This is a genomic window from Pelagivirga sediminicola, assembly GCF_003072125.1.
Lineage (GTDB): Bacteria > Pseudomonadota > Alphaproteobacteria > Rhodobacterales > Rhodobacteraceae > Roseovarius > Roseovarius sediminicola.
The window spans coordinates 74,382-96,035 of record NZ_QCYH01000011.1 but is presented as its reverse complement, the minus strand read 5'-3'; the positions used below and the strand labels follow the sequence as shown (position 1 = coordinate 96,035).

The window sequence follows — 21,654 nt, the reverse complement described above, 5'->3', positions numbered from 1 at the left end:
GTTTCTCAGCGCGCGGGTCAAGGAGGGCTTGCGCGCGCGGCTGGCGACGACGTCGATCCTGACGGGGGGTCTGAAGGTCGAGCTGGTCGAGATCGACGACGCGCCCCCCGCCGAGATGGAGCCGATGGGCGAGAAGGGTGCGCGGATTCCGACCGCCGAGAGCGATATCGCCGATGTGTCCGCCACCGCCGAGGGCGTGTTCCAGCGGATCAACAACCTGCCGGTCGAGGAGGTGATGAACCAGGCGATCGCGCTGCTGGGCAACATCAATGCGCTGATCACCAGCGAGGGGGTGCGCAACGCGCCCGAAAACCTCAACGGGCTGCTGGCCGACGCGCGCGGGGTGATCACCTCGGACGATGTCAAGGCGCTGCCGGGGCAGTTGAGCGGGGCGATCGAGCAGCTTGAGACGCTGATCGACGGGTTCAACAGCCAGGAACTGGCCGCGCGTCTGGGCAAGGCGCTGGACGATGCCGCCGAGGCCGCCAAGAGCGTCAACAGCGCGGTCGAGGGCGTGCCCGATCTGGTCGCCCGGATCGAGGGTGTGGCGGCCAATATCGAAGAGGTCGCCATCGACAAGATGGCCGATCAGGTGACGGAGCTGCTGACCACCGTCGACAGCTATCTGAACCAGCAAAGCACGCGCCGGTTGCCCGCCAGCCTGAACGGCGCGCTGACCGAGCTGAGCGCGGTCCTGAACCAGCTGCGCGAGGCGGGTGTCGTCGAGACGGCGAAGAATACGCTGAACTCGGCCAGCAACGCCGCCGACGCGGTGGCCGGGGCCAGCGCCGACCTGCCGCGCCTGATTGACCAGGCGCGTATCGTGCTGGGGCAGGCCGGCACGACGATCGAGGGCTATCAGGCCAATACCGGCCTTGGCCGCGACGCGCGCGATGCGCTGCGCGAGGTGCAGCGTGCGGCGCAGGCGGTCACGTCGCTGGCGCGGGCGATCGAGCGCAACCCAAATTCTCTCCTCACAGGAAAGTGACGCCATGATGAAATCAGCCCCACTCGCCCTTATCACCGCAGCGCTGGCGCTGTCGGCCTGCGGCGGCACGCCGGACGCGCGTGTGGCCGTGCCGCGCGCCGATGCAGGCCAGAGCCAGCGGATCGCCTATAGCTCGGTTGCGCTGCGCGAAGTGTCCCTGCCGACCTATGCGGCCTCCGAAGATATCTATATCTCCGGCGCGGACGGGGTCATCAGCCCTGGTGCGGGTCTGCTGTGGGCGGATGAGCCGGCGCGCGCGATCACGCTGGAGCTGACGCGCTATCTGGCGCAGATCACCGGCGCGCGCGTGGCGAGCGAGCCCTGGCCGTTCCTGGAGCGCGCGCAGGCCGAGGTCGAGCTGCGCATCGAGGAGATGCTGGCCCATGCCGATGGCACGTTCCGCCTGTCGGGACAGTATTTCGTGGCGCCGGAGAATGGCCGCGACCGGGCGAACTTCTTTTCGCTGGCGGCGCCCATCGGCGGCACCTTCAGCGCGCAGGACATTGCCGCCGCGCGCGGCGCCGTCATGCGCCAACTGGCGGGCGAGATTGCCGCCAAGGGCCTGCGCTGATCCGAGGCGCGGACGCCGACTTTGCCATGTCCCGGCGGGTGCCGCCGGGGCAGGGCAGGGGCGCCGGGCTTGCCCCCCATCGCGATTTTGCCTATTTGCACCGGACGCGGCCACGCGGGCGGTTTGCCGTCCCTTGTTACCTTGGCTGTTTGGGCTATTGTCCGACCGGTCATCCTGTACGTCACACATCTGGACCCAATGCACATGATCCACATCCCAAATCCTGCGCGTCTGATGGCGCTTGTGTCCGCGTCGATTCTGGTGGCCTTGCCCGCTGCCGCGCAGCAGGGGGACCGCCCGCCGCCCGCCGTGACGGTGGTGACGGTCGCGCCGCAGGATGTGCATCTGACCACCACGCTGCCGGGCCGCGTCGTCGCGTCGGCCGAGGCCGAGGTGCGCCCGCAGGTGGCCGGCATCATCCTTGAGCGGCTGTTCGACGAGGGCGGGCGCGTCGAGGCGGGCGATGTGCTCTACCGGATCGACCCGAGCAGCTATGACGCTGCCGTCGCGCAGGCCGAGGCCGCCGTCGCGCAGGCCGAAGCGCAGGTCAAGGCCAGCCGCCGCGAGGCCGAGCGGCTGGAGACCCTGTCAAGCCGCAACGTGGTGAGCGAGCAGTCGCTGGACAGTGCCATCGCCGAGCGCGACAGCGCCGTTGCCAGCCTGCAGGCCGCCGAGGCCAAGTTGCGCTCGGCCCGGATCGAGCAGGAGCGCACCGAGATCACCGCGCGCCTGTCCGGCGAGATCGGCCGCTCGATGGTCAGCCCCGGCGCGCTGGTCACGGCCAGCCAGCAAAGCCCGCTGGCGACGGTGCGCAACATCGACCCGGTCTATGTGGACGTCACGCAATCGGCGGCCGAGATTCTGGCGTTCCGCCGCCGCAACCAGAACGAGGCGATCGAGGATATCCCGCAGGAGGTCACGCTGAAGCTGGCCGACGGGACTGTGTTCGAGCAGTCCGGCACGCTGACGGCGGCCGAGCCTGTGGTCGATCCGCTGACGGGTGTGGTGGTGCTGCGCATCACCTTTGCCAACCCGGACAAGCTGCTGTTGCCGGGCATGTATGTGCAGGCCGAGATGCCCAGCGGCACCGCCAAGGGCGCGTTTCTGGTGCCGCAGGAAGGCGTTGCGCGCAACCGGCGCGGCCAGCCGACGGCGATGGTCGTGGGCGCCGAAGACATGGTCGAGCAGCGCGTTCTGACGGTGCAGCAGGATCTGGATCAGTTCTGGGTGGTGACCGACGGGCTGGAGGATGGCGACCGCGTGGTGGTGGAGGGCCTGCAATCGGCCTCGCCCGGTGCCAAGGTCAGCCCCGAGGAGCGGCAGGCCGAGGAAGAGGGCGCCCCCGAGGAGGCGGCCACGGAGCAAGCCCAGAAGCCGGCTGAGGAAGAGCCGGCCGCAGCTGCCGAGGAGGCGACCGCGCCTGCCACGGATGATGCGCAGGATCCGCCCTCTGCCGTTGTGCCAGACGGCGAGTCCAGTGAAGAAACCGCAGAATAGACCCTGAATCCCCGACTGATCCCGACCTGACCGGAGCGCCCGCAGCATGGCCCGTTTTTTCATCGACCGCCCGATTTTCGCCTGGGTCATCTCGATCTTCATCATGGGTATCGGCGTGCTGTCGATCATCACGCTGCCCGTCGCGCAATATCCCGAAATCGCGCCGCCGACGGTTTCGATCAACGCCTCCTATCCCGGCGCCAGTGCCGATACGGTGGCCAACACCGTCACGCAGGTGATCGAGCAGCAGATGACGGGGCTGGACGGGCTGCGCTATATCTCGTCCTCCTCGACCAGTGCGGGCGGCGCCAGCATCACGCTGACCTTCGAGACGGGGACCGACCCCGACATCGCGCAGGTTCAGGTCCAGAACAAGCTGGCGCAGGCCACCGCGCTGCTGCCCGAGCCGGTCCAGCGGCAGGGCGTGACGGTGCGCAAATCCTCCTCGGGCTTCCTGATGGTGGTGGCGCTGATTTCCGAGTCGGGCACGCTGGATGCGACCGATCTGGGCGATTACCTGGAAACCAACATGACGAACGAGCTGAGCCGCGTCGAAGGTGTCGGCAACGTGCAGGTGTTCGGTGCGAAATACGCGATGCGGATCTGGCTGGACCCCTCCAAGCTGGCCGCGTTCGAGCTGACGCCGCAGGATGTGGTCAACGCGGTGCGCGCGCAGAACGCGCAGATCTCGGCCGGCGAGTTCGGCTCGCGCCCGGCGGTGGACGGTCAGGTTCTGAACGCGACGATCACCGCGCAATCGCTGCTGACCACGCCCGAGGATTTCCGCCAGATCGTGATCCGCGCGGAAACCGATGGCGGCCTTGTGTTGATCAACGACGTGGCGCGGGTCGAGATCGGGGCCGAGAATTACGGCACGATCTCGCGCTTCAACCAGCAGGCGGCGACGGGCATGGCGATCAGCCTGGCGCCCGGTGCCAACGCGCTGGACACGTCCGAGGCGGTCAAGAGCCGGGTGGACGAGCTGGCGCAGTTCTTTCCCGAGGGTGTGAAATACGTGATCCCCTATGACACGACGCCCTTTGTCGAGATTTCGATCAAGGAAGTGGTCAAGACGCTGGTCGAGGCGATCGTGCTGGTGTTCCTGGTGATGTATCTGTTCCTGCAGAATTTCCGCGCGACGTTGATCCCGACGCTGGCGGTGCCGGTGGTCCTGATGGGCACCTTCGCGGTGCTGTCGCTGATGGGTTTTTCGATCAATACGCTGACGATGCTGGCGATGGTTCTGGCCATCGGTCTGCTGGTGGATGACGCCATCGTCGTGGTCGAGAACGTCGAGCGGATCATGGAGCAGGAGGGTCTGTCGCCCAAGGAGGCGACGCGCAAGTCGATGGACCAGATCACCGGCGCGCTGATCGGGATCGGGGTGGTCCTGTCGGCGGTGTTCGTGCCGATGGCGTTCTTTCCCGGCTCGACCGGCGTGATCTATCAGCAGTTCTCGGTCACGATCATCTCGGCGATGGCGCTGTCGGTGCTGGTGGCGCTGACGCTGACGCCCGCGCTGTGCGCGACGATGCTGAAAGCCAAGCACAGCGAGCCCAAGCAGACGGGGCCCTTTGGCCTGTTCAACCGCGGGTTCGAGGGGCTTCTGGGCGGCTATGCGGGCACGGTGGGCTGGATGGTGAAACGGCCCGTGCGGCTGGGCGTCATCTATCTGGGGATCGTCGCGGCGATGGTGCTGCTGTTCATGCGCACGCCCGAAGGGTTCCTGCCCGAGGAGGATCAGGGGATCATGTTCACGCTGATCCAGGGTCCGACCGGCACCACGGCCGAGCAGACGCTGGATGTGCTGAAGCAGGTCGAGAATTATTACATGACGCAGGAGGATGACCTGGTCGAATCCGTCTTCGGCGTCGTCGGGTTCAGCTTCAGCGGGCAGGGCCAGAACCAGGCGATCGCCTTTGTGCGGCTCAAGGACTGGTCCAAGCGCGAGGATGCCGACCTGAGCGTTCAGGCGCTGGCGGGCCGGGCCTTTGGCGCGTTCAGCCAGATCCGGGGCGCGATGGTGTTCCCCATCGTGCCGCCCTCGGTGATCGAGCTGGGCAACGTGTCGGGCTTTGATTTCTACGTGCAGGCGCGGGGCGGGCAGAACCACGAACAGTTGCTTCAGGCGCGCAACCAGATGCTGGGCATGGCCGCCCAAAGCCCCCTGATCGAGAGCGCGCGGCCCAGCGGGCTGGAGGATGCGGCGCAGTTCGCGCTGGATATCGACTGGCGCCGGGCCGGGGCGATGGGCGTGGCGGCAACCGATGTGGGCAACCTGCTGAGCACCGCGTGGGCGGGGCAATATGTCAACGATTTCGTGGATGAGGGCCGCATCAAGCGCGTCTACGTCCAGGGCGAGGCCGAGGCGCGCAGCACCCCGTCAGATATCGAGAAATGGCGCGTGCGCAATGCCAATGGCGGGCTGGTGCCGTTCTCGAATTTCGTCACCGCCAACTGGACGCAGGGGCCGCAGGGCGTGAACCGCTATAACGGCGTGCCGTCGATGCAGATCCAGGGCTCGCCCGCGGCGGGCGTGTCCACCGGCGAGGCGATTGCCGAGCTGGAACGTCTGGCCGGGCAACTGCCGCCGGGGTTTCAGATCTCGCTGACGGGCCTGTCGCTGGAAGAGCAGGAATCGGGGGCGCAGGCGCCGCTGCTTTATGCGCTGTCGCTGGCGGCGATTTTCCTTGCGCTGGCGGCGCTCTACGAATCGTGGTCGATCCCGTTCGCGGTGATGCTGGCCATGCCCATCGGCGTTCTGGGCGCGCTGGGTGGCGCGTGGCTGGGCGGGTTCGAAAACGGCGTCTTCTTTCAGGTGGGTCTCTTGGTGGTCATCGGCCTGACCGGCAAGAACGCGATCCTGATCGTCGAATTCGCGCGCGACAAACGCGAGGCGGGCGAGAGCATATTCGAGGCCGCCGTCGATGCCGCGCGGCAGCGTTTCCGCCCCATCCTGATGACCTCGATGGCGTTTTCGCTGGGGGTCACGCCCTTGGTGCTGAGCACCGGGGCCGGGTCGGGCGGGCGGACGGCCATCGGCACGGGCGTTCTGTCGGGGACGATCACGGCGACGGTTCTGGGCGTGCTCTTCGTGCCGGTGTTCTTTGCGGTGATCGCGCGGATGACCCAGCGCAAGGAAGGCTGACGCGCGGCCCCCCCGCCGCAGTGAAACAGTGCGGCATGGCGGGCGCGCCGCGCGCCATGCCGGTGATTTGGGGCAAGGCGCCCGGGGGCTGCGCTCAGGCAGGCTCGGCGGCGCCGATCTGCTGGATCGTGCGGAACCCCTCGAAGCGCGGCGCGCCCTCGTGCAGCTTGCGGGTCTGGCCCGCGCGGGCGTGCGAGGCGCGGAATTCGTCGCTGGTGGTCCAGGCGCGGAAATGCTCTTCGCTCTGCCAGACGGTGTGCGAGGCATAAAGGATGCGGCCATCCTCCTCGGCGCCCTTGAGCATGTGGAAGGATTGGAAGCCGTCCATGTCCTGCAGGCGGCTTTGACGGTTCAGCCACAATTCCTCGAATTCGGCGGCGTTCTCCAGCGGGACGGTAAAGCGGTTCATGGCAAGATACATCTTATGGTCTCCTTAGTTGTTGGTCAGGGATGCGCATGGATCGTCCCGCTCGGCAGGGGGAACGACGCGGATGTCATCGAAGGGGGTGTCCGCCCGCGCCTCGACAAAGCCGATGGCGTGGGTCGTGACCTCGGGGGCGGCGCGGGCGATCATTGCCGGGATGCCCCAGTCGGTGCGCGCGTGGCCGTTGCCGGCGATCACGGCGACGGGGGGGCCGTAGGCCTCCAGCGCCTCCAGCGCCGCGCGGGCAAAGACGGCGTCGCGGTAGCGTTGCACGGCGACCATGCCGCCCATCGTCTCAAGCGGCATGGCCTGGCAATGGGCATCGAATTGCTGCGCCTCGCGCTGCGTTTGCTGTGCGGCGTCCAGCGGTTTGTCCAGCCCGTAGCGCGCGGCGTCCTCGCCAAACAGGGCGGCGGGGCCATCGCCATAGACCGCGCGGACCGCGTCGCGCGGGGCGGCGGCGCCGATGATGCGCGCGTCCCCCAGCGCGTCGAAGATCGGCGCGTAGAGGGGGAAATCGCGCCAGCCGCTCGCCTCCCACGCGTCCTCGATCAGGGTGCGGTCGGCGTCGGCGCGCGCGGCTTCGCCGGCGGTGAGCATTTCGAACACCACGGCGGTGGGTTGCAAGGCTGCCAGCGCCTCGGCCTGTCCCAGATGGGCGTCGGGATTGTCGTGGACCTCGCCGAGAATGACGATATCGGCAGGCGGTTGGGCCAGCGCGGGCAGGGCGAGGAGGGTCAGCAGGGCAGCGATGCGCATCGGGTGATCCTTTCACGCGGTGGCGGCATGGGGCAAAATGAACGGCACGCCGGGCGGCGGCGCGGCCGAGACGCGCAAGGCGCAGCCATAGGCGCGCGACAGGACGGCGTCGGTCAGCACCTCTGCGGGCGTGCCGAAGGCAAGGCGTTGACCGCCTGCCAGCACCGCCACCTTATCAGCATATAGCGCGGTCAGGTTCAGATCATGCATCACCGCAATCACGCCGCCCCCCGCGCGGGCGAAATCACGCGCAATCTGCATCACCTGCAACTGGTGCGCAATGTCGAGGCTGGAGACAGGCTCGTCCAGCAGCAGCCAGCGGGGCGTGCCGTGCTCGACAGGGGCCCAGACCTGCGCCAGCACGCGGGCCAGCATGACGCGCTGCGCCTCGCCGCCCGAAAGCTCCTGAAAGCTGCGGTCCGCGTAATGGCTCAGCCCGACGCGGGCCAGCGCGCGCATCGGCACGTCCGGCTGGTCGCCCGCGGTGCCGGCCTGCAGGCCCAGCTGCACCACCTCGGCGACGGTGAAGGGGAAGGCGAGCCGGGACGCCTGCGGCAGGACGGCGCGCTCGGCGGCCAGTTGCCACGGCTTGAGGGCGGCGATGTCGCGGCCGTTCAGCGTGACGCGGCCGCGATAGGGCAGGGAGGCGGTGATCGCCCCCAGCAGCGTGGATTTGCCGGAGCCGTTGGGGCCGACGATGGCGGTCAGCTCGCCCGCCGTGGCGGTCAGGCTGACGCCGGTGAGCGCCTCGCGCTTGCCATAATGGACGCGGATATCTTCGGCGATGAGGCTCATAGCTCGACCAGACCGCGGCGTTTGAGCAGGATCCACAGGAAGACCGGCGCGCCAAGGACCGCGGTGACGATGCCGATGGGCAGTTCGGCAGGGGCGATGATTGTGCGGGCGATGACGTCGGCAAGGATCAGCAGGGTGGCGCCCAGCAGTGCGGAATTGAGCAGGAGCGTGCGGTGATCGGGGCCGGAGGCAAGGCGCAGAAGGTGCGGCACGACGATCCCGACAAAGCCGATGCCGCCCGATACTGCCACGGCGGCGCCGGTGGCGGCGGCGACGGCAAGGATGGCGATGGATTTCAGGCGCTGCACGTCGATGCCGATATGCGCCGCCGTCGCCTCGCCCAGGGCCAGCCCGTTCAGGCCGCGCCCCAGCATCAGCGCGGCACCGATGGCCAGCAGGATCATCGGGCCGGCGGCCAGCACCTTGGTCCAGCTGGCGCCCGCGAGCGAGCCGAGGCCCCAGAAGGTCAGATCGCGCAGCTGCTGATCGTCGGCGACATAGACAAGGATGCCCGACAGCGCGCCCGCCAGCGCCCCCAGCGCGATTCCGGCCAGCAGCATGGTGGCGACGGATGTGCGCCCGTGGCTGGTGGAGACGCGATAGAGCAGGATCGTGGAGCCCCAGCCGCCGAGGAACGCAGCGAAGGGGACCAGCTGATTGCCGGTCAGCGCGGCGGCCCATGCGGGCAAGAGGCCCCCCAGAACGATGGCGAGGATCGCGCCCAGACCGGCGCCCGCGCCGACACCGACGATGCCGGGATCGGCCAGCGGGTTGCGGAACAGCCCCTGCATCGCGGCGCCGGACACGGCCAGCGCGGCGCCGACCAGCGCGCCCATGGCGAGGCGCGGCAGGCGGATGTCCCAGAGCACGACACGCTCCATCTGCGTCAGCGCCTCGCCGTCGGCCAGCTTGGCCAGCAGCGCGGTCAGCGTGACATTGGCCGCGCCCACCTGAAGGCTGGCGGCGGAGGCCAGCAAAAGCGCGGCGCCCAGCAGCCAGTGCAGCGCGCGGGCGCGGGCCAGCCTGCTGCGCGGGGCGGCGGCGATATCGGTCATGCTGGCCACGGGTCAGCCTTGGCCGGCATAAAGCGCGCCGTTCAGCTGGCGCACGGCCTCGGCGGTGCGCGGGCCGAAGCCGAGCATCAGCAGCCCGTCCATGCGCACGATCGCGCGGCTTTGCCCCGCCGGGGTCAGGCGGATCGCGGGCAAGGCCAGAAGGTCTTCGTCGGCGGTGTAGGGCGCGCCGCTGCGGGCCATCATCAGGATGACGTCGGGTGCGGCAACGCCGACCGCCTCGTCGGTGATCTGGCGGAAGCCCTCGAAATCCGTGATCGCGTTGACGCCGCCGGCCATGGTGATCATCGCATCGGCCACGGTGCCCGCGCCGCTGGCCATGACCCTGCCGCCTTGCGCGGACATCACGAACATCACGCGTTTCTTGGTCTCCTCGGGGCGGCCTGCATCGGCCAGCGCCTTTTGCATGTCCGCCTCGACCTGCGCGGACAGCGCATTCGCGCGGCCCGGCACGCCGAGCGCATCCCCGACAACGGCGATCTTTTGCAGGATGCCATCCGTGGACAGCGCGCCCGGCACCTCGACGAATTCGACATCCGCGCTGCGGACCACGTCGATCGCCTCGGGCGGGCCTGCGCCCTCTTCGGACAGGATCAGCGACGGCGCGACCGACAGCACACCTTCGGGCGAGAGGGCGCGCATGTAGCCGACGCTGGGCAGGTCGGTGATGCCGGGCGGATAGCTGGACGTGGCATCGCGCGCAAGGATGCGGTGCTGCTGGCCCAACGCCACGATGATTTCCGTCACCGAGCCGCCGATGGACAGCACGTCCGCCTCTTGCTGCGCATGGGAGGCGGGCGCGCCGAGAAGCGCGCAGAGCGTGGCGAGAAGGGCAGTGCCCCGGCGCAGCGGCGTCACGCCGGCACCTCTTCGAGCGCGGGCAGCTTGTCGACGATGGCGCCCCAGGCGGCGCGGGAATCGCGCCCCTCCTTGCCAAGGCCGAAGACCTGGAAGATCAGCCCGCCCTCGGCGTCGAACGCCTCGACCGACACGGCGGGGCCGCGCTGCGTGGGTTTGTCGACGGCCCAGATCTCGGCCACCTTGTCCAGCCGCAGGTGCAGGTTGAAACGCGGGTCCATCACGTTCTGCCACGGGCCCATGGGGCGCAGCTGCCCGATGGGGCCGTTGTGGATCTGGATGCAGCCGCGATTGCCGACGAAGATCATCACCTCGATCCCGGCGGCCTGCACCGCTTGCAGCATGTCATCGGCGGCGGCTGGGGCCAGTTGGCGCACGAAGGGCGCGCCGGCGATGCGGTAGGCGCCGAGGCGGTTCATCTTGAGCTTGGAGCAGAGGCGCAGAAACTGGTGCGTGTCGGTCAGCCGCGTCCATTCGTCGCGCAGGATGTCCACCTTGTCGGGGCGCGATTTCGCGGCCTCAGCGGGTTTGCGCGGCGCCACGTCCTGACCCTCGGACTGATCGTCCAGCGCCAGTTCGGCGACGATGGCGGGCCATGCGTCATGGTTCGACGTCTCGCGCAGGTGGATCTTGTGCACCGCGTCGCCCGCCGCGTCGAAGATCTGGAGCGACCGACGCGGGCCGGTGTCGGACGCCGCCTCGACCGCGTAGGCGTGGACCCATTGCGAGGGGAAGATGCGCAGGTCAATCTCCTCGGTCAGGGTCATCGCGGCATGCTCGCCGGGGTGGTAATTGCCATATTCGCCCACCTTTTCATGCACGCAGGCATCGACGCGGGTCAGCGCCATGACCTCGCCCAGACGTTCGGCGGCGGGAACGATCCGGTCGGGGTGGGCGGCGATTCGCGTGGCGCCTTGCCCGGTGCGGGCGGCGACCAGCTGCGCCTCGGCAATGCCCATCTTGTCTGCCGCGTCGCGCGCGCGCAGCTTGGGGTTTTCGGCCTCGAAGGCGCGGATTTCGGCAGGCGTGGGGGTAGGGCGGTCAGTCATGGGAGCATCCTCGGAGGGGTGATAAGGGTCCGATGGCTGCGCCCGACATGTTCGGTGCGTGGCTGTCGCAAAGTACTTGACTGTTTTAGTCGGGGACGGGTAAGGCTGCAACCCATTGCGATACGCTTTGTCGCAGTTTCACAAAAATAACCGCGCCAGCCCTCCGCAAGCCTCGGTCCAAAGACGCATGAAGGATGGCGCATATGTCAAACCCCCTGTTGCGCGGCACCGCCGCGCTTGCCTGTCTGTCGATTACCGCCCCGGCCGGGGCGCAGGACATCAACGCGCCCGGATACCTGGGAACGCTGGTCCTGACCGCCGGCAAGCGCGATCTGAGCTATGGCACCGCGCTGGCGCGCACCGTCGTGGGCGAGGAGGAGATCAAGGACCGGCAGGCCAGCACCGTCGCGCAGCTGATCGATTCGGTGCCGGGTGTCACGCTGGTCAACGGCACGACGCCGCAGGGGTCGGGCATCAACATCCGGGGCTTTGGCGCCAACACCACCTATGGCACCGACCAGAAGATCGCGGTGCAGATCGACGGCGCCAGCGTCGGCTCGGAAGAGCTCTATCGCATCGGCACGCAGCTGTTCACCGACCCGCTGCTGTATCGGCAGGTCGAGGTGCTGCGCGGGACCATCGGCAGTTTCGCCTACGGGTCCGGCATTGTCGGCGGTGTCGTCAAGCTGGAGACCAAGGACGCGTCCGATTTCACCGGCGGCGTGCCGGGGTTCGGCGGCTCGCAAACGCTGGAATACAGCAGCAACGGCGATGGCTGGGCGAGCTCGACCAACCTTGCGTGGATGCCGGCCGAGCGGGTGGAATTCCTGCTGAACTACACCTTGCGCGATCAGGGGGATCTGACCGCCGGGGACGGCACGAAGATCGGCAATTCGTCGTTCCGCACGCCATCATGGCTGGCCAAGGGCAAGCTCACCTTCGGCGAGGATAATGCGCAGTCGCTGAGCCTCAGCTATTCCGAGACGGTGGCCGATGACAAGGACGTGCCCTATGACCAGTTCGAGACGACCGGGGGCAGCTTTGGCCGGGTGGACCGGCGCACGGATACCAGTCAGGCGGTGCTGGAATACCGCTATGATCCGGCCAGCGACCTGATCGATCTGCGCGCCAATCTCAGCTATGCCGATCAGCAGATCGACGTGGATTACATCGACGGAAGCTCGCCCTTGCAGGGCGGGCAGAGCAAGGAGGATTTCTGCGCCGATCCGTTCCTTGGCGTGATCTGCGGCGACAACCGCTATGAGACGACCAAGCTGACCGTGTCCAACCGCGCGCTGTTCAGCACCGGCACGGTGCAGCACGACATGCTGGCCGGTGTCGAGGTGATCCGCAAGAAGCGGCTGGATGCGCCCAGCTCGCCGGGGGGCGAGGACCGGCGGCTTGCGGCCTTTGTCGTGGACGAGATGACGATCGGGCAGTTCACGGTCACGCCCGCGCTGCGATATGAACATTCGCGGATCGAAAGCTCGGTCCCGCTGGCCGGGGTGCCGGGCCGCTATGACAATGACGCGCTGATGGGCGGTTTGGCGCTGGCCTATGATCTGGGCAATGGCCTGTCGGTCTTTGGCAGCGCGGCCTATACCGAGGGGCTGCCGATCATCGACGATCTGGGCGCGGGCGCCACGGCGCAGCGGCGCATCGGCATGCCCGAGAAATCCCAGACGCTGGAGATCGGGGCCGAATATACCGGCGAGGACGTGTTCGCGGCGGGCGACAGTCTGACGCTGCGGGGCAATTTCTATCAGACCAAGCTGTGGGACATCACCAGCTATACGGTCGCGGGCTCGATGGGTGTCGATCTGGACCGCGTGAAATCCGAAGGGTTCGAGCTGGAGGCGTCATACGGCACGCTGGGCGGGTTCTATGCGGATCTGGCCGGGCATGTCGGCGGGGCGGATGAATACAACCCGGACGGCACCAGCGCGACATGGCGCAACAGTCCGGCGGACCGGGTCCAGCTGACGCTGGGCAAGCGGTGGGGCGATGATCTGGACCTCAGCTGGGAGGTGGTGCACGCGGTGGAGCGGCGCGATGCGCTGGGTGCGGACCTGCCGGACAGCACACTGCACAACCTGCGCGCCACGTGGCGCCCGGCGGCGGGATGGCTGGACGGCACGGCGGTGCGGTTCGGGGTCGAGAATGTTCTGGACGACGCCTATGTCGGGCATCTGTCCTCGCCCACGCGGCAGGCGCCGGGGCGCACGTTCAAGCTGTCCGTCACCAAGACGTTCTGAGCTGCGGGCGGTCCGTCAAAGGCAGGCCGCCAGCGCGGCGGCCATGTCGCGCAGCATCTGCGGATAAAGCTCCGGCCCCGGCTCTAGCGACGCGCCTAGCGGGTCCAGCACGCCGCTGCGCGCGTCCGAGCCGTCCATGACGGAGGCGATGATGCCGGGGTTGAACTGCGGCTCGGATAGGACGCAACGGGCGTTCCGCTCGCGCACGCGGCGCTGGATGTCGGCGATGCGCGCGGGGCTGGGATCGGCCGCGCTGGAGACCGAGATCGCGCCGGATGCGGGCATGTCGAAGGCACGCTCGAAATACTGGTAGGCGTCGTGGAACACGATGAAGCTGCCGCCGCGCACGGGCCGAAGGATGCCGTCGATTTCGGCCTTGAGCGCCGCCAGCTCGGCGCGCCCGGCGGCGGCATTGGCACGATAGGCCCCCGCGTTTTCGGGATCGGCCGCGCCAAGCGTGGCGGCGATGGCATCCAGCCACGCCGCGCCGTTATCCGGCGACAGCCACGCATGGGGATCCTGCGCGTGGCCGTGATGCCCGGCGTGATCGTCATGCGCGTGCGGCTCGAAAACTGCGCCCTCGCGCATGTCGAGCGTGGCGGTGCCGGGCGCCTCCATCAGCGGGACCACCGCCGCGCCGGTGGCCAGCGACCCGATCGCGCCCTCCATCCACGGGGTCAGATCGGGGCCGGTCCAGAACACCACATCGGCCTGCTGAAGTGCGGTCGCCTCGGAGGGGCGCAGGCTGTATTCATGCGGGCTGGCGCCGGGGGCGACGATCAGCGCGGGCGCGCCGATCCCTGCCATCACGCGCGCGACGAGCGAATGGACCGGCGCGATGTCGGCGGCCACGGCCGGCACATCGGCAAGCGCCGGTCCGGCCAGAAGCGTGGCGGCGAGGGGCAGGGCGAGGAGGTTTCTGGACATGGGAGGCTCAATGTGATTGTATAACGTTCGGGCCGAATACAGGATATGTAATAACATGACAAGCCGTCGCCTCGCATCACACGCCGCCCGCCCCGATCCCGTCGGGTTCGAGCGGCACGACCATGCCGGTTGCATCACCGCCGCCGTCGCCGCGGCCGAGGCGCATTGCGCCGAGAACGCCCTGCGCTTTACCCCCGTGCGGCGCAAGGCGCTGGAGATCCTGCTGCAGGAACACCGCGCGCTTGGCGCCTACGAGATGCTGGACCGGCTGCATGCGGCGGGCTTTGGCGCGCAGCCGCCTGTGGCCTACCGGGCGCTGGAATTTCTGGTCACCCACGGCTTTGCGCACAAGATCGAGCGGCTGAACGCCTTTGTCGCCTGCGCCCATCCGGGCGCCCGCCATTCGCCCGCCTTCATGATCTGCCGCGGCTGCGATTCGGTGGCCGAGGCGCAAGCCACCCCGGCGCGCGGCGCCCTGGGCGAGGCGGCGCGCTCAGCCGGGTTTCAGATCGAGCGGACGATGGTCGAGGCCGTGGGCCTCTGCCCGGCCTGCGCAGGGCAGGCGGGCGCATGAGCCTGATCACGGTCGAGAACATCAGCGCGGGATATGGTGCGGGCGCGGTGCTGCGCGACGTGTCGCTGGCCGTCGAGCCGGGCGAGATCGTCACCATCGTCGGGCCCAACGGGTCCGGCAAGACAACACTGCTGCGCGCGCTGATCGGCGCGGTGCGGCCCGCATCGGGGCGCATCATCCGGCGGCCGGGCCTGCGGATCGGGTATGTGCCCCAAAAGCTGCATATCGACCCGACGCTGCCGATCACGGTTGCGCGGTTCCTGCGCCTGCCCGGCGGCGCGCCGCGCGAGGCGGGCGCGCGGGCGCTGGAGCGGGCGGGCGTGCCGGACCTGTCCGCGCGGCAGATGTCGTCGCTGTCGGGCGGGCAGACGCAGCGCGTCCTGCTGGCGCGCGCGCTGATGGGCGATCCCGAACTGCTGCTGCTGGACGAGGCGACGCAGGGGCTGGACCAGCCCGGCTCGGCCGCGTTCTATCGCCAGATCGAGGAGGTGCGCCGCGACACCGGCTGCGCCGTGCTGATGATCAGCCACGAATTGCACGTGGTGATGAGCGCGTCGGACCGGGTGATCTGCCTGAACGGGCATGTCTGCTGCGAAGGCGCGCCCGAGATCGTGTCGGCGGCGCCCGAATACCGGGCGCTGTTCGGCACCGGCACGGGGGGTGCGCTGGCGCTTTATCGTCACGAGCATGACCATGCGCATGACGGGGGCTGCGATCATGCCCATTCCCACGGTGACACGGAGGCGGCCGAATGATGCTGGACGATTTCATGATGCGCGCGACGCTGGCCGGGATCGGCGTTGCCTGCGCCGCCGCGCCATTGGGCAGTTTCGTCGTCTGGCGGCGCATGGCCTATTTCGGCGATGCCACGGCGCATGCCGCGATTCTGGGCGTGGCGCTGGCGCTGGCGCTGCAGATCTCGATCTTTGCCGGGGCGGTGGCGGTGGCGCTGGCCATGGCGCTGACCGTGACGGGCCTGAGCGGGCGGGGCTATGCGATGGACACGCTTCTGGGCGTTCTGGCGCATTCGGCGCTGGCCTTCGGGCTGGTGGCGGTGTCGTTCCTGTCGGGCATACGGATCGACCTGATGGCCTATCTGTTCGGCGATATCCTGGCGGTGTCGCGCGGCGATCTGGCGGTGATCTGGGGCGGCGCGGCGGTGGTGGTCGGGCTGATCGGCTGGCGCTGGTCGGCGCTGCTGACCGCCACGCTGAGCGAGGAGCTGGCCCATGCCGGCGGCATCGATCCGCGGCGCGAGCAGCTGGTCCTGACGCTGGCGCTGGCGATCACCGTGGCCGTGGCGATCAAGGTGGTGGGCGCGCTGCTGATCGCGGCGATGCTGATCATCCCCGCCGCCGCCGCGCGCCCGCTGTCGCGCACGCCCGAACAGATGGCGCTGATCGCGGCGCTGATCGGCGCGCTTTCGGTGATCGCGGGGCTGCGCGCGGCCTATGCGCTGGACACGCCCGCCGGGCCATCGATCGTCTGCGCCGCCGCGGTCGCGTTTCTGGGCACGAGCGTTCTGCGCGGTCTGCGCGCGGGTGCGGGCGCCTGACCGCGCGTCAGAGGCTGGAGTTGATCGCGCGCGCCGCTTCGGTCGCGACGGGGGCGGCGGCCTGGATGAAATCCTCGGGCGTCCATTCGGACAGCGACGCGCCCACATGGACCGCGCCGAGGGGCCGGCCGTCATGGCCCACGATCGCCACGCCGAGCGCGACCTCGCCTTGGGCGAATTCCTCGACCACGACCGCGTAGCCGTCGATGCGGGCCTGCCGCACATGGGCCAGCACCTTGTCCGGGTCGGTTTCGGTATGCGCGGTGTATCTGTCCAGCGGGGCCGCGGTGAGGATGCCGCGGGCCTCGGCCTCGGGCAGGGCTGACAGCACGGCGCGGCCCCCGGCGGTGCTGTCCAGCGGCACGCTGTGGCCGACGAGGGTTGCATAGAACGTCTCGCGTTTGCTTTGCATGCGCAGCGCGTAGATCAGGCGGGTTTCGTCGAACAGGCTGAAATCCACCCGCTCGCGGATGGTCTTGCGCAGCTCCAGCAGGACCGGCGTCGCCTTTTGCACCACCGGGTCCAGCCGCAGCAGATCCAGCGTGTGATCCAGCAGCCGCGCCGCGGGCAGATATCCGCGGTCATCGGCGCTGCGGCGGATATAGCCCAGCTTGCCCAGCGTATGCACCAGACGCTGCGCGGCCGAGCGGTCGATGCCCGCGCGCGCGGCGATCTGCGACAGGCTGAGCGGGCCGGGGGCAAGGTGGAAGGCGCTGAGCACATGCATGGCCCGCGCGGCGGACCTGACGAATTGCGGATCGTCCTCTGGTTGTAGATTGCGTTCCGTCGGCGGGGAGACGCGATGAGACTGCATCATGAAATTCTCTCTATTGACGAATCCGTAATCCGCGACCTAAGCTGATTTTCAATATAACTGTATCGCCTGTCGATGCAATTTCGAAAACACGGTGTCGTCGCGGAATGACGCGGTAAAATTGGGGTGGGAATGAAGGTCGCGCTTGCGGGATTTTTGCACGAAACCAATACCTTCGCTCCTGACAGGGCGGGGTTGGACGCGTTCCATCTGGGCGGTGGATACATCCCGATGACGCGCGGCAGCGCCCTGATCGAGGCGGCGCGCGAGGTCAATCTGGGCATTTGCGGCGCGCTCAAGGCGGCGCAGGCCGAGGGCTGGGACATCGTTCCGACGCTGTGGGCCGGCGCGATCCCGTCGGCGCATGTGACGCGGGACGCGTTCGAGACGATTGCGGGCGAGATCGTGACGCGCATCGCCGAGGCCGGGCCGCTGGACGGCGTTTTCCTGGACCTGCACGGCGCGATGGTGGCCGAACATATCGACGATGGCGAGGGCGAGATCGCGCGGCGCGTGCGCGAAGTCGTGGGGCCGGAGGTTCCGATTGTCGCGGCGCTGGATCTGCATGGCAACATCTCGGCCGAGTTCGTGGAGACCGTCGATGCGCTGGTCGGGTTTCGCACCTATCCGCATGTCGACATGGCCGATACGGGCGCGGCCGCCGCGCGGCTGCTCCACCGGATCATGCAAAGCGGGACGCGCCCCGCCAAGGCATATCGCCGGATGTCCTATCTGGTGCCGATCCCGTTTCAGTCCACGGACACGGCGCCGGGCCGCGCGCTTTATGCCGGGCTTGCGGCGGCGGAGGGGGGCGACGTGCTGTCCGTCTCGCTCTTCATGGGGTTTCCGGCGGCGGACATTCCCGATTGCGGGCCGGTGGCCATCGCTTACGGCGAAACGCAGGCGGCGGCGGACCGCGCGGCCGGTAGCATCGCCGCCGCTTACGAGGCCGCGGAATCCGAGTTCGACAATCGCAGCTATGGCCCCGCGGATGCGGTGGCCGAGGCGCGGCGCCTTGCCGCCGGGGCGGGGCGCGGGCCGGTGGTGATTGCCGATACGCAGGACAATCCCGGCGCGGGCGGCGTTTCGGCAACGACGGGAATGCTGCGCGCGCTGATCGAGGCGGACGCGCAGAACGCGGCCATCGGTCTGATCGTGGATCCCGCCACCGCGCGAAAGGCGCATGATTTGGGCGCGGGCGCGACGGGGCGCTTTACCCTCGGCAGTCATCCCAGCCTGCCCTACGATGCGCCGGTCGAGGTGGAGGCCGTTGTCGAGGGGCTGTCGGATGGCAGACTGCGCGCGACGGGGCCGTATTACGGCGGCACGCATATGGATCTGGGCCCGTCTGCGGCCCTGCGGATCGGCGGCGTGCGCGTGGCGGTCAGCAGCCGCATCGCGCAGATGGCCGACCGCGAGCTGTTCCGCTTTGTCGGGATTTCGCCCGAAGATCAGGACATGATCGTCGTCAAGAGCTCGACTCATTTCCGGGCCGATTTCGCGCCCATCGCGCGCGCCATCCTCGTGGCCTGCGCGCCGGGGCCGATGCCGCTGAGCCCGGCGGACCTGCCGTTCACGCGGCTGCGGCAGGGGCTGCGGCTGTTTCCGAATGGCCTCGCCTTTGACGCGGAGCCTTCAAGGCAGCGCGCCGGGGCCTGACGCCGCGGCGGTGCCGCATGGCACGAAGAACAAACCAGACCAACAAGGGAGAGAGAAAGACATGCTAAGTTTGAGAAACCTGACGAAGAACCCAAGCGGGCTTGCCGCCGCGCTGCTGGCGGGGACCGCCATGCTGGTGCCGGGCGCGATGAGCGCGCAGGAAAAGGAAAACGTCATCACCGCGGTGATGCACTCGCCGCTGCGCGTGCTGGACCCGATCATCACCACGGCGCATATCACGCGCGATCATGGCTACATGGTCTATGACGTGCTGACGGCAGTTGACGACACGTTCACGCCGCAGCCGCAGATGGCCGACTGGGAAATCTCGGACGACAATCTGGTCTATACCTTCACGCTGCGCGACGGGCTGACCTTTCATGACGGCGCGCCGGTGACCGGCGAGGACGTGGTTGCCTCGCTCAAGCGCTGGGGCGATCGGGATTCGGGCGGCCAGCTGATCTTTGACGTCACCGAGAGCCTTGAGGCCACGGATGACAAGACGATCGTCTGGACCCTGTCCGAGCCGTTCGGCCCGATGCTGGACGTCATTTCCAAGCAATCGGCGGTGCCGCCCTTCATCATGCCCGCGCGCATTGCCGCGACCTCGCCCGATGAGACGATCACGGAATATATCGGCTCGGGCCCGTTCGTGTTCAACACGGACGAATACGAGCCGGGCGTTTCGGTGACCTATGAGAAGTTCGACGAATACGTCCCGCGCGACGAGCCTGCCTCGTGGATGGCCGGCGGCAAGGTGGTCAATGTCGACAAGGTGATCTGGACGGCGATGCCGGACGCGGTGACGGCGGTGAACGCGCTTGGCGCGGGCGAGATCGACTATATCGAGATGTCGCAGATGGACCTGATTCCGCTGATGGAATCCAATCCCGACGTCGTGGTCGAGACGCGCGACAAGCTGGGCTATGTCACCATCGGGCGCCCGAACCACATGCAGCCCCCATTCGACAACAAGCTGGTGCGTCAGGCCGCGATGGCCGCGCTGGACCAGAAATCCGTGCTGGAGACGATGCAGGGCAGCGAGGAATACTACAACGTCTGCGGCGCGATCTTCGGCTGCTCGACACCCCTGGGCGACGAGGCGGATTCCGAGCTGCTGACGGGCGGTGCCAATATCGAGAAGGCCAAGGCCCTGCTGGAAGAGGCCGGGTATGACGGCACGCCCATCGTGCTGATGGCGCCGACCGATGTGGTCACGCTGGTCAATCAGCCGGTCGTCGCGGCGCAGGCGCTGCGCGAGGCGGGCTTTACCGTCGACATGCAGTCGATGGACTGGCAATCGGTCGTGCAGCGTCGCCCCAACCAGGGCCCGGTGGACGAAGGCGGCTGGCACATCTTCTTTACCAACTGGATGGTGCCGGAGATTTCCGATCCGCTGATCAACGTCATGGTGAACGGCCGCGGCGATGATGCATGGTTCGGATGGCCCGACGATCCCAAGATCGAAGAGCTGCGCGCCGATTTCATCGCCGCCACCGACGATGCCACCCGCAAGGAAGTGGCGGTCGAGATCCAGAAGCATGTCATGGACAACGTGAACTACATCATGCTGGGCGAATACATCACGCCGCAGGCGCGCCGGACCGCGATCGAGAATATCCTGCCCTCGCCGGTCCCGGTGTTCTGGAACGTGACGAAAAAGATGGAGTGATCCATCAGCAGGGAGCGCGCGGGTGGCGCGCTCCCTGTCCCTCCTGCGCGCCCGCGCGCCCCTTGCCGCGATCAACAACAAGGACCCTCAGAGCATGTTCGTCTACATCCTGAAGCGCGTGCTGGCCACAATTCCCGTGATGGTGATCGTTGCTATCTTCGTGTTTCTTCTTTTGCGCCTGACGCCGGGCGATCCCGCCGCGATTCTGGCCGGCGATGCCGCGACGCCCGCGCAGATCGAGCGCATCCGCGACCGGCTGGGCCTGAATGATCCGCTGCTGGTTCAGTTCTTTACCTGGATCGGGCAGCTTTTGCGCGGGGACATGGGCACGTCGCTTTTGTCCAACACGCCCGTTTCCGGCATGGTCGCCTCGCGGCTGGGGCCGACGATCAACATTGCGCTGATGACCATCGTGATCTCGGTCGCGCTGGCCGTGCCGATGGGCGTGATCGCCGCATGGCGCCACCGCACCTGGGTGGATTTTCTGGTGATGGCGTTTTCGGTGCTGGGCTTTTCGGTCCCGGTCTTCGTGATCGGCTATATCCTGATCCAGATCTTTGCGATCGACCTGCGCTGGGTGCCGGTGCAGGGTTATAAGGACCCGTCCGAGGGGCTGGGCGCGTTCTTCAGCCGGGCGATCCTGCCGTCGCTGACGCTGGCGACGATCTATATCGCGCTGATCGCGCGGATGACGCGCGCCTCCATGCTGGAGGTGCTGGGCGAGGATTACATCCGCACCGCCCGCGCCAAGGGCGTGCGCGAAAACACCCTGCTGTTCCGCCATGCGCTGCGCAACGCCGCGGTGCCGATCCTGACGATCATCGGCACCGGCTTTGCGCTGCTGATTTCGGGCGTGGTGGTGACGGAAAGCGTGTTCAACATCCCCGGTATCGGGCGGCTGACGGTCGATGCGATCCTGGCGCGCGATTATCCGGTGATCCAGGCGATGATCCTGCTGACGGCGGGCATCTATGTTTTCGTCAACCTCCTCGTGGATATCTCATATTCCTTCTTCGATCCAAGGATCCGGTACTGA

18 protein-coding genes and 1 pseudogene are annotated in these 21,654 nt (G+C 68.0%); 11 read left to right on the top strand and 8 right to left on the bottom strand.

Annotation, left to right across the window (positions count from 1 at the left end; translation table 11 throughout):
* From DC366_RS19965 to DC366_RS15700, 4 genes and pseudogenes are all read left to right on the top strand, one after another.
* Window positions 1–988: pseudogene (locus DC366_RS19965) on the top strand (paraquat-inducible protein B); the annotation flags it as partial.
* 4 nt (window positions 989–992) lie between these two features.
* Window positions 993–1,559, top strand: a complete 567-nt coding sequence (locus tag DC366_RS15710; protein ID WP_108693167.1) for a PqiC family protein — start codon at window positions 993–995, stop codon at window positions 1,557–1,559.
* 204 nt (window positions 1,560–1,763) lie between these two features.
* The gene (locus DC366_RS15705) at window positions 1,764–3,056 is read left to right on the top strand and encodes an efflux RND transporter periplasmic adaptor subunit (protein ID WP_243405165.1); all 1,293 of its coding nucleotides are present in this window, start codon (window positions 1,764–1,766) and stop codon (window positions 3,054–3,056) included.
* 46 nt (window positions 3,057–3,102) lie between these two features.
* Window positions 3,103–6,204 carry an efflux RND transporter permease subunit gene (locus DC366_RS15700; RefSeq protein WP_108693166.1) on the top strand — a complete coding sequence of 1,034 codons (3,102 nt, stop codon included), beginning with the start codon at window positions 3,103–3,105 and terminating at the stop codon, window positions 6,202–6,204.
* A 94-nt stretch (window positions 6,205–6,298) separates the two neighbouring features.
* On the opposite strand, the gene hmuQ is transcribed toward DC366_RS15700, so the two are convergent.
* Genes hmuQ through DC366_RS15670 form a run of 6 tightly spaced genes read right to left on the bottom strand, consistent with a single transcriptional unit; the run spans window position 6,299 to window position 11,162 of the window.
* Window positions 6,299–6,625: a heme-degrading protein HmuQ gene (hmuQ, locus tag DC366_RS15695; protein ID WP_108693165.1), complete on the bottom strand. Its 327-nt coding sequence runs from the start codon at window positions 6,623–6,625 to the stop codon at window positions 6,299–6,301.
* 12 nt (window positions 6,626–6,637) lie between these two features.
* Window positions 6,638–7,387, bottom strand: coding sequence for a ChaN family lipoprotein (locus DC366_RS15690; protein ID WP_108693164.1), 750 nt, complete (start codon window positions 7,385–7,387; stop codon window positions 6,638–6,640).
* A 12-nt stretch (window positions 7,388–7,399) separates the two neighbouring features.
* The gene (locus DC366_RS15685; RefSeq protein ID WP_108693163.1) at window positions 7,400–8,182 is read right to left on the bottom strand and encodes a heme ABC transporter ATP-binding protein; all 783 of its coding nucleotides are present in this window, start codon (window positions 8,180–8,182) and stop codon (window positions 7,400–7,402) included.
* Window positions 8,179–9,246: a FecCD family ABC transporter permease gene (locus tag DC366_RS15680; protein ID WP_439331665.1), complete on the bottom strand. Its 1,068-nt coding sequence runs from the start codon at window positions 9,244–9,246 to the stop codon at window positions 8,179–8,181. The genes DC366_RS15685 and DC366_RS15680 overlap by 4 nt, the downstream gene beginning before the upstream one ends.
* Window positions 9,247–9,249: 3 nt before the next feature.
* Window positions 9,250–10,113, bottom strand: a complete 864-nt coding sequence (locus DC366_RS15675) for a heme/hemin ABC transporter substrate-binding protein (RefSeq protein WP_207768738.1) — start codon at window positions 10,111–10,113, stop codon at window positions 9,250–9,252.
* Complete coding sequence (locus DC366_RS15670; RefSeq protein ID WP_108693161.1) at window positions 10,110–11,162, bottom strand: hemin-degrading factor; 1,053 nt, start codon at window positions 11,160–11,162, stop codon at window positions 10,110–10,112. Before DC366_RS15670 ends, DC366_RS15675 begins: the two co-directional genes overlap by 4 nt.
* Before the next feature lie 203 nt (window positions 11,163–11,365).
* On the opposite strand from DC366_RS15670, the gene DC366_RS15665 reads away from it, so the two are divergent.
* Window positions 11,366–13,417 carry a TonB-dependent receptor domain-containing protein gene (locus DC366_RS15665; protein WP_108693176.1) on the top strand — a complete coding sequence of 684 codons (2,052 nt, stop codon included), beginning with the start codon at window positions 11,366–11,368 and terminating at the stop codon, window positions 13,415–13,417.
* Window positions 13,418–13,432: 15 nt separating this feature from the next.
* Here DC366_RS15665 and DC366_RS15660 read toward each other — a convergent pair whose 3' ends face one another.
* Window positions 13,433–14,344 carry a zinc ABC transporter substrate-binding protein gene (locus DC366_RS15660; protein WP_108693160.1) on the bottom strand — a complete coding sequence of 304 codons (912 nt, stop codon included), beginning with the start codon at window positions 14,342–14,344 and terminating at the stop codon, window positions 13,433–13,435.
* 55 nt (window positions 14,345–14,399) lie between these two features.
* On the opposite strand from DC366_RS15660, the gene DC366_RS15655 reads away from it, so the two are divergent.
* The 3 genes from DC366_RS15655 to DC366_RS15645 are packed head-to-tail and all read left to right on the top strand — an operon-like array spanning window position 14,400 to window position 16,473.
* Window positions 14,400–14,918, top strand: coding sequence for a helix-turn-helix domain-containing protein (locus tag DC366_RS15655; RefSeq protein ID WP_108693159.1), 519 nt, complete (start codon window positions 14,400–14,402; stop codon window positions 14,916–14,918).
* Window positions 14,915–15,673, top strand: a complete 759-nt coding sequence (locus DC366_RS15650; protein WP_108693158.1) for an ATP-binding cassette domain-containing protein — start codon at window positions 14,915–14,917, stop codon at window positions 15,671–15,673. Before DC366_RS15655 ends, DC366_RS15650 begins: the two co-directional genes overlap by 4 nt.
* Complete coding sequence (locus tag DC366_RS15645) at window positions 15,673–16,473, top strand: metal ABC transporter permease (protein WP_108693175.1); 801 nt, start codon at window positions 15,673–15,675, stop codon at window positions 16,471–16,473. Before DC366_RS15650 ends, DC366_RS15645 begins: the two co-directional genes overlap by 1 nt.
* 7 nt (window positions 16,474–16,480) lie before the next feature.
* On the opposite strand, the gene DC366_RS15640 is transcribed toward DC366_RS15645, so the two are convergent.
* Window positions 16,481–17,290 (bottom strand): IclR family transcriptional regulator, encoded by an 810-nt coding sequence (locus DC366_RS15640; protein WP_108693157.1) that lies wholly within the window; start codon window positions 17,288–17,290, stop codon window positions 16,481–16,483.
* 129 nt (window positions 17,291–17,419) lie between these two features.
* Here DC366_RS15640 and DC366_RS15635 point away from each other — a divergent pair, with 129 nt between their 5' ends.
* From DC366_RS15635 to DC366_RS15625, 3 genes are all read left to right on the top strand, one after another.
* Window positions 17,420–18,946, top strand: a complete 1,527-nt coding sequence (locus DC366_RS15635; protein WP_108693156.1) for a M81 family metallopeptidase — start codon at window positions 17,420–17,422, stop codon at window positions 18,944–18,946.
* 61 nt (window positions 18,947–19,007) lie between these two features.
* On the top strand, window positions 19,008–20,618 hold the full coding sequence (locus DC366_RS15630; RefSeq protein WP_108693174.1) for an ABC transporter substrate-binding protein: 1,611 nt from the start codon (window positions 19,008–19,010) through the stop codon (window positions 20,616–20,618).
* Between the two features lie 94 nt (window positions 20,619–20,712).
* Window positions 20,713–21,654, top strand: a complete 942-nt coding sequence (locus DC366_RS15625; RefSeq protein ID WP_108693173.1) for an ABC transporter permease — start codon at window positions 20,713–20,715, stop codon at window positions 21,652–21,654.

Excerpts from the sequence above, each read along its gene's own strand:
- DC366_RS15670 (WP_108693161.1), bottom strand. The coding sequence starts at position 11,162 with ATGACTGACCGCCCTACCCCCACGCCTGCCGAAATCCGCGCCTTCGAG.
- hmuQ (WP_108693165.1), bottom strand. The coding sequence starts at position 6,625 with ATGTATCTTGCCATGAACCGCTTTACCGTCCCGCTGGAGAACGCCGCC.
- DC366_RS15710 (WP_108693167.1), top strand. The coding sequence starts at position 993 with ATGATGAAATCAGCCCCACTCGCCCTTATCACCGCAGCGCTGGCGCTG.
- DC366_RS15665 (WP_108693176.1), top strand. The coding sequence starts at position 11,366 with ATGTCAAACCCCCTGTTGCGCGGCACCGCCGCGCTTGCCTGTCTGTCG.
- DC366_RS15645 (WP_108693175.1), top strand. The coding sequence starts at position 15,673 with ATGCTGGACGATTTCATGATGCGCGCGACGCTGGCCGGGATCGGCGTT.
- DC366_RS15660 (WP_108693160.1), bottom strand. The coding sequence starts at position 14,344 with ATGTCCAGAAACCTCCTCGCCCTGCCCCTCGCCGCCACGCTTCTGGCC.
- DC366_RS15700 (WP_108693166.1), top strand. The coding sequence starts at position 3,103 with ATGGCCCGTTTTTTCATCGACCGCCCGATTTTCGCCTGGGTCATCTCG.
- DC366_RS15635 (WP_108693156.1), top strand. The coding sequence starts at position 17,420 with ATGAAGGTCGCGCTTGCGGGATTTTTGCACGAAACCAATACCTTCGCT.
- DC366_RS15625 (WP_108693173.1), top strand. The coding sequence starts at position 20,713 with ATGTTCGTCTACATCCTGAAGCGCGTGCTGGCCACAATTCCCGTGATG.
- DC366_RS15650 (WP_108693158.1), top strand. The coding sequence starts at position 14,915 with ATGAGCCTGATCACGGTCGAGAACATCAGCGCGGGATATGGTGCGGGC.
- DC366_RS15630 (WP_108693174.1), top strand. The coding sequence starts at position 19,008 with ATGCTAAGTTTGAGAAACCTGACGAAGAACCCAAGCGGGCTTGCCGCC.
- DC366_RS15655 (WP_108693159.1), top strand. The coding sequence starts at position 14,400 with ATGACAAGCCGTCGCCTCGCATCACACGCCGCCCGCCCCGATCCCGTC.
- DC366_RS15705 (WP_243405165.1), top strand. The coding sequence starts at position 1,764 with ATGATCCACATCCCAAATCCTGCGCGTCTGATGGCGCTTGTGTCCGCG.
- DC366_RS15685 (WP_108693163.1), bottom strand. The coding sequence starts at position 8,182 with ATGAGCCTCATCGCCGAAGATATCCGCGTCCATTATGGCAAGCGCGAG.
- DC366_RS15640 (WP_108693157.1), bottom strand. The coding sequence starts at position 17,290 with ATGATGCAGTCTCATCGCGTCTCCCCGCCGACGGAACGCAATCTACAA.
- DC366_RS15690 (WP_108693164.1), bottom strand. The coding sequence starts at position 7,387 with ATGCGCATCGCTGCCCTGCTGACCCTCCTCGCCCTGCCCGCGCTGGCC.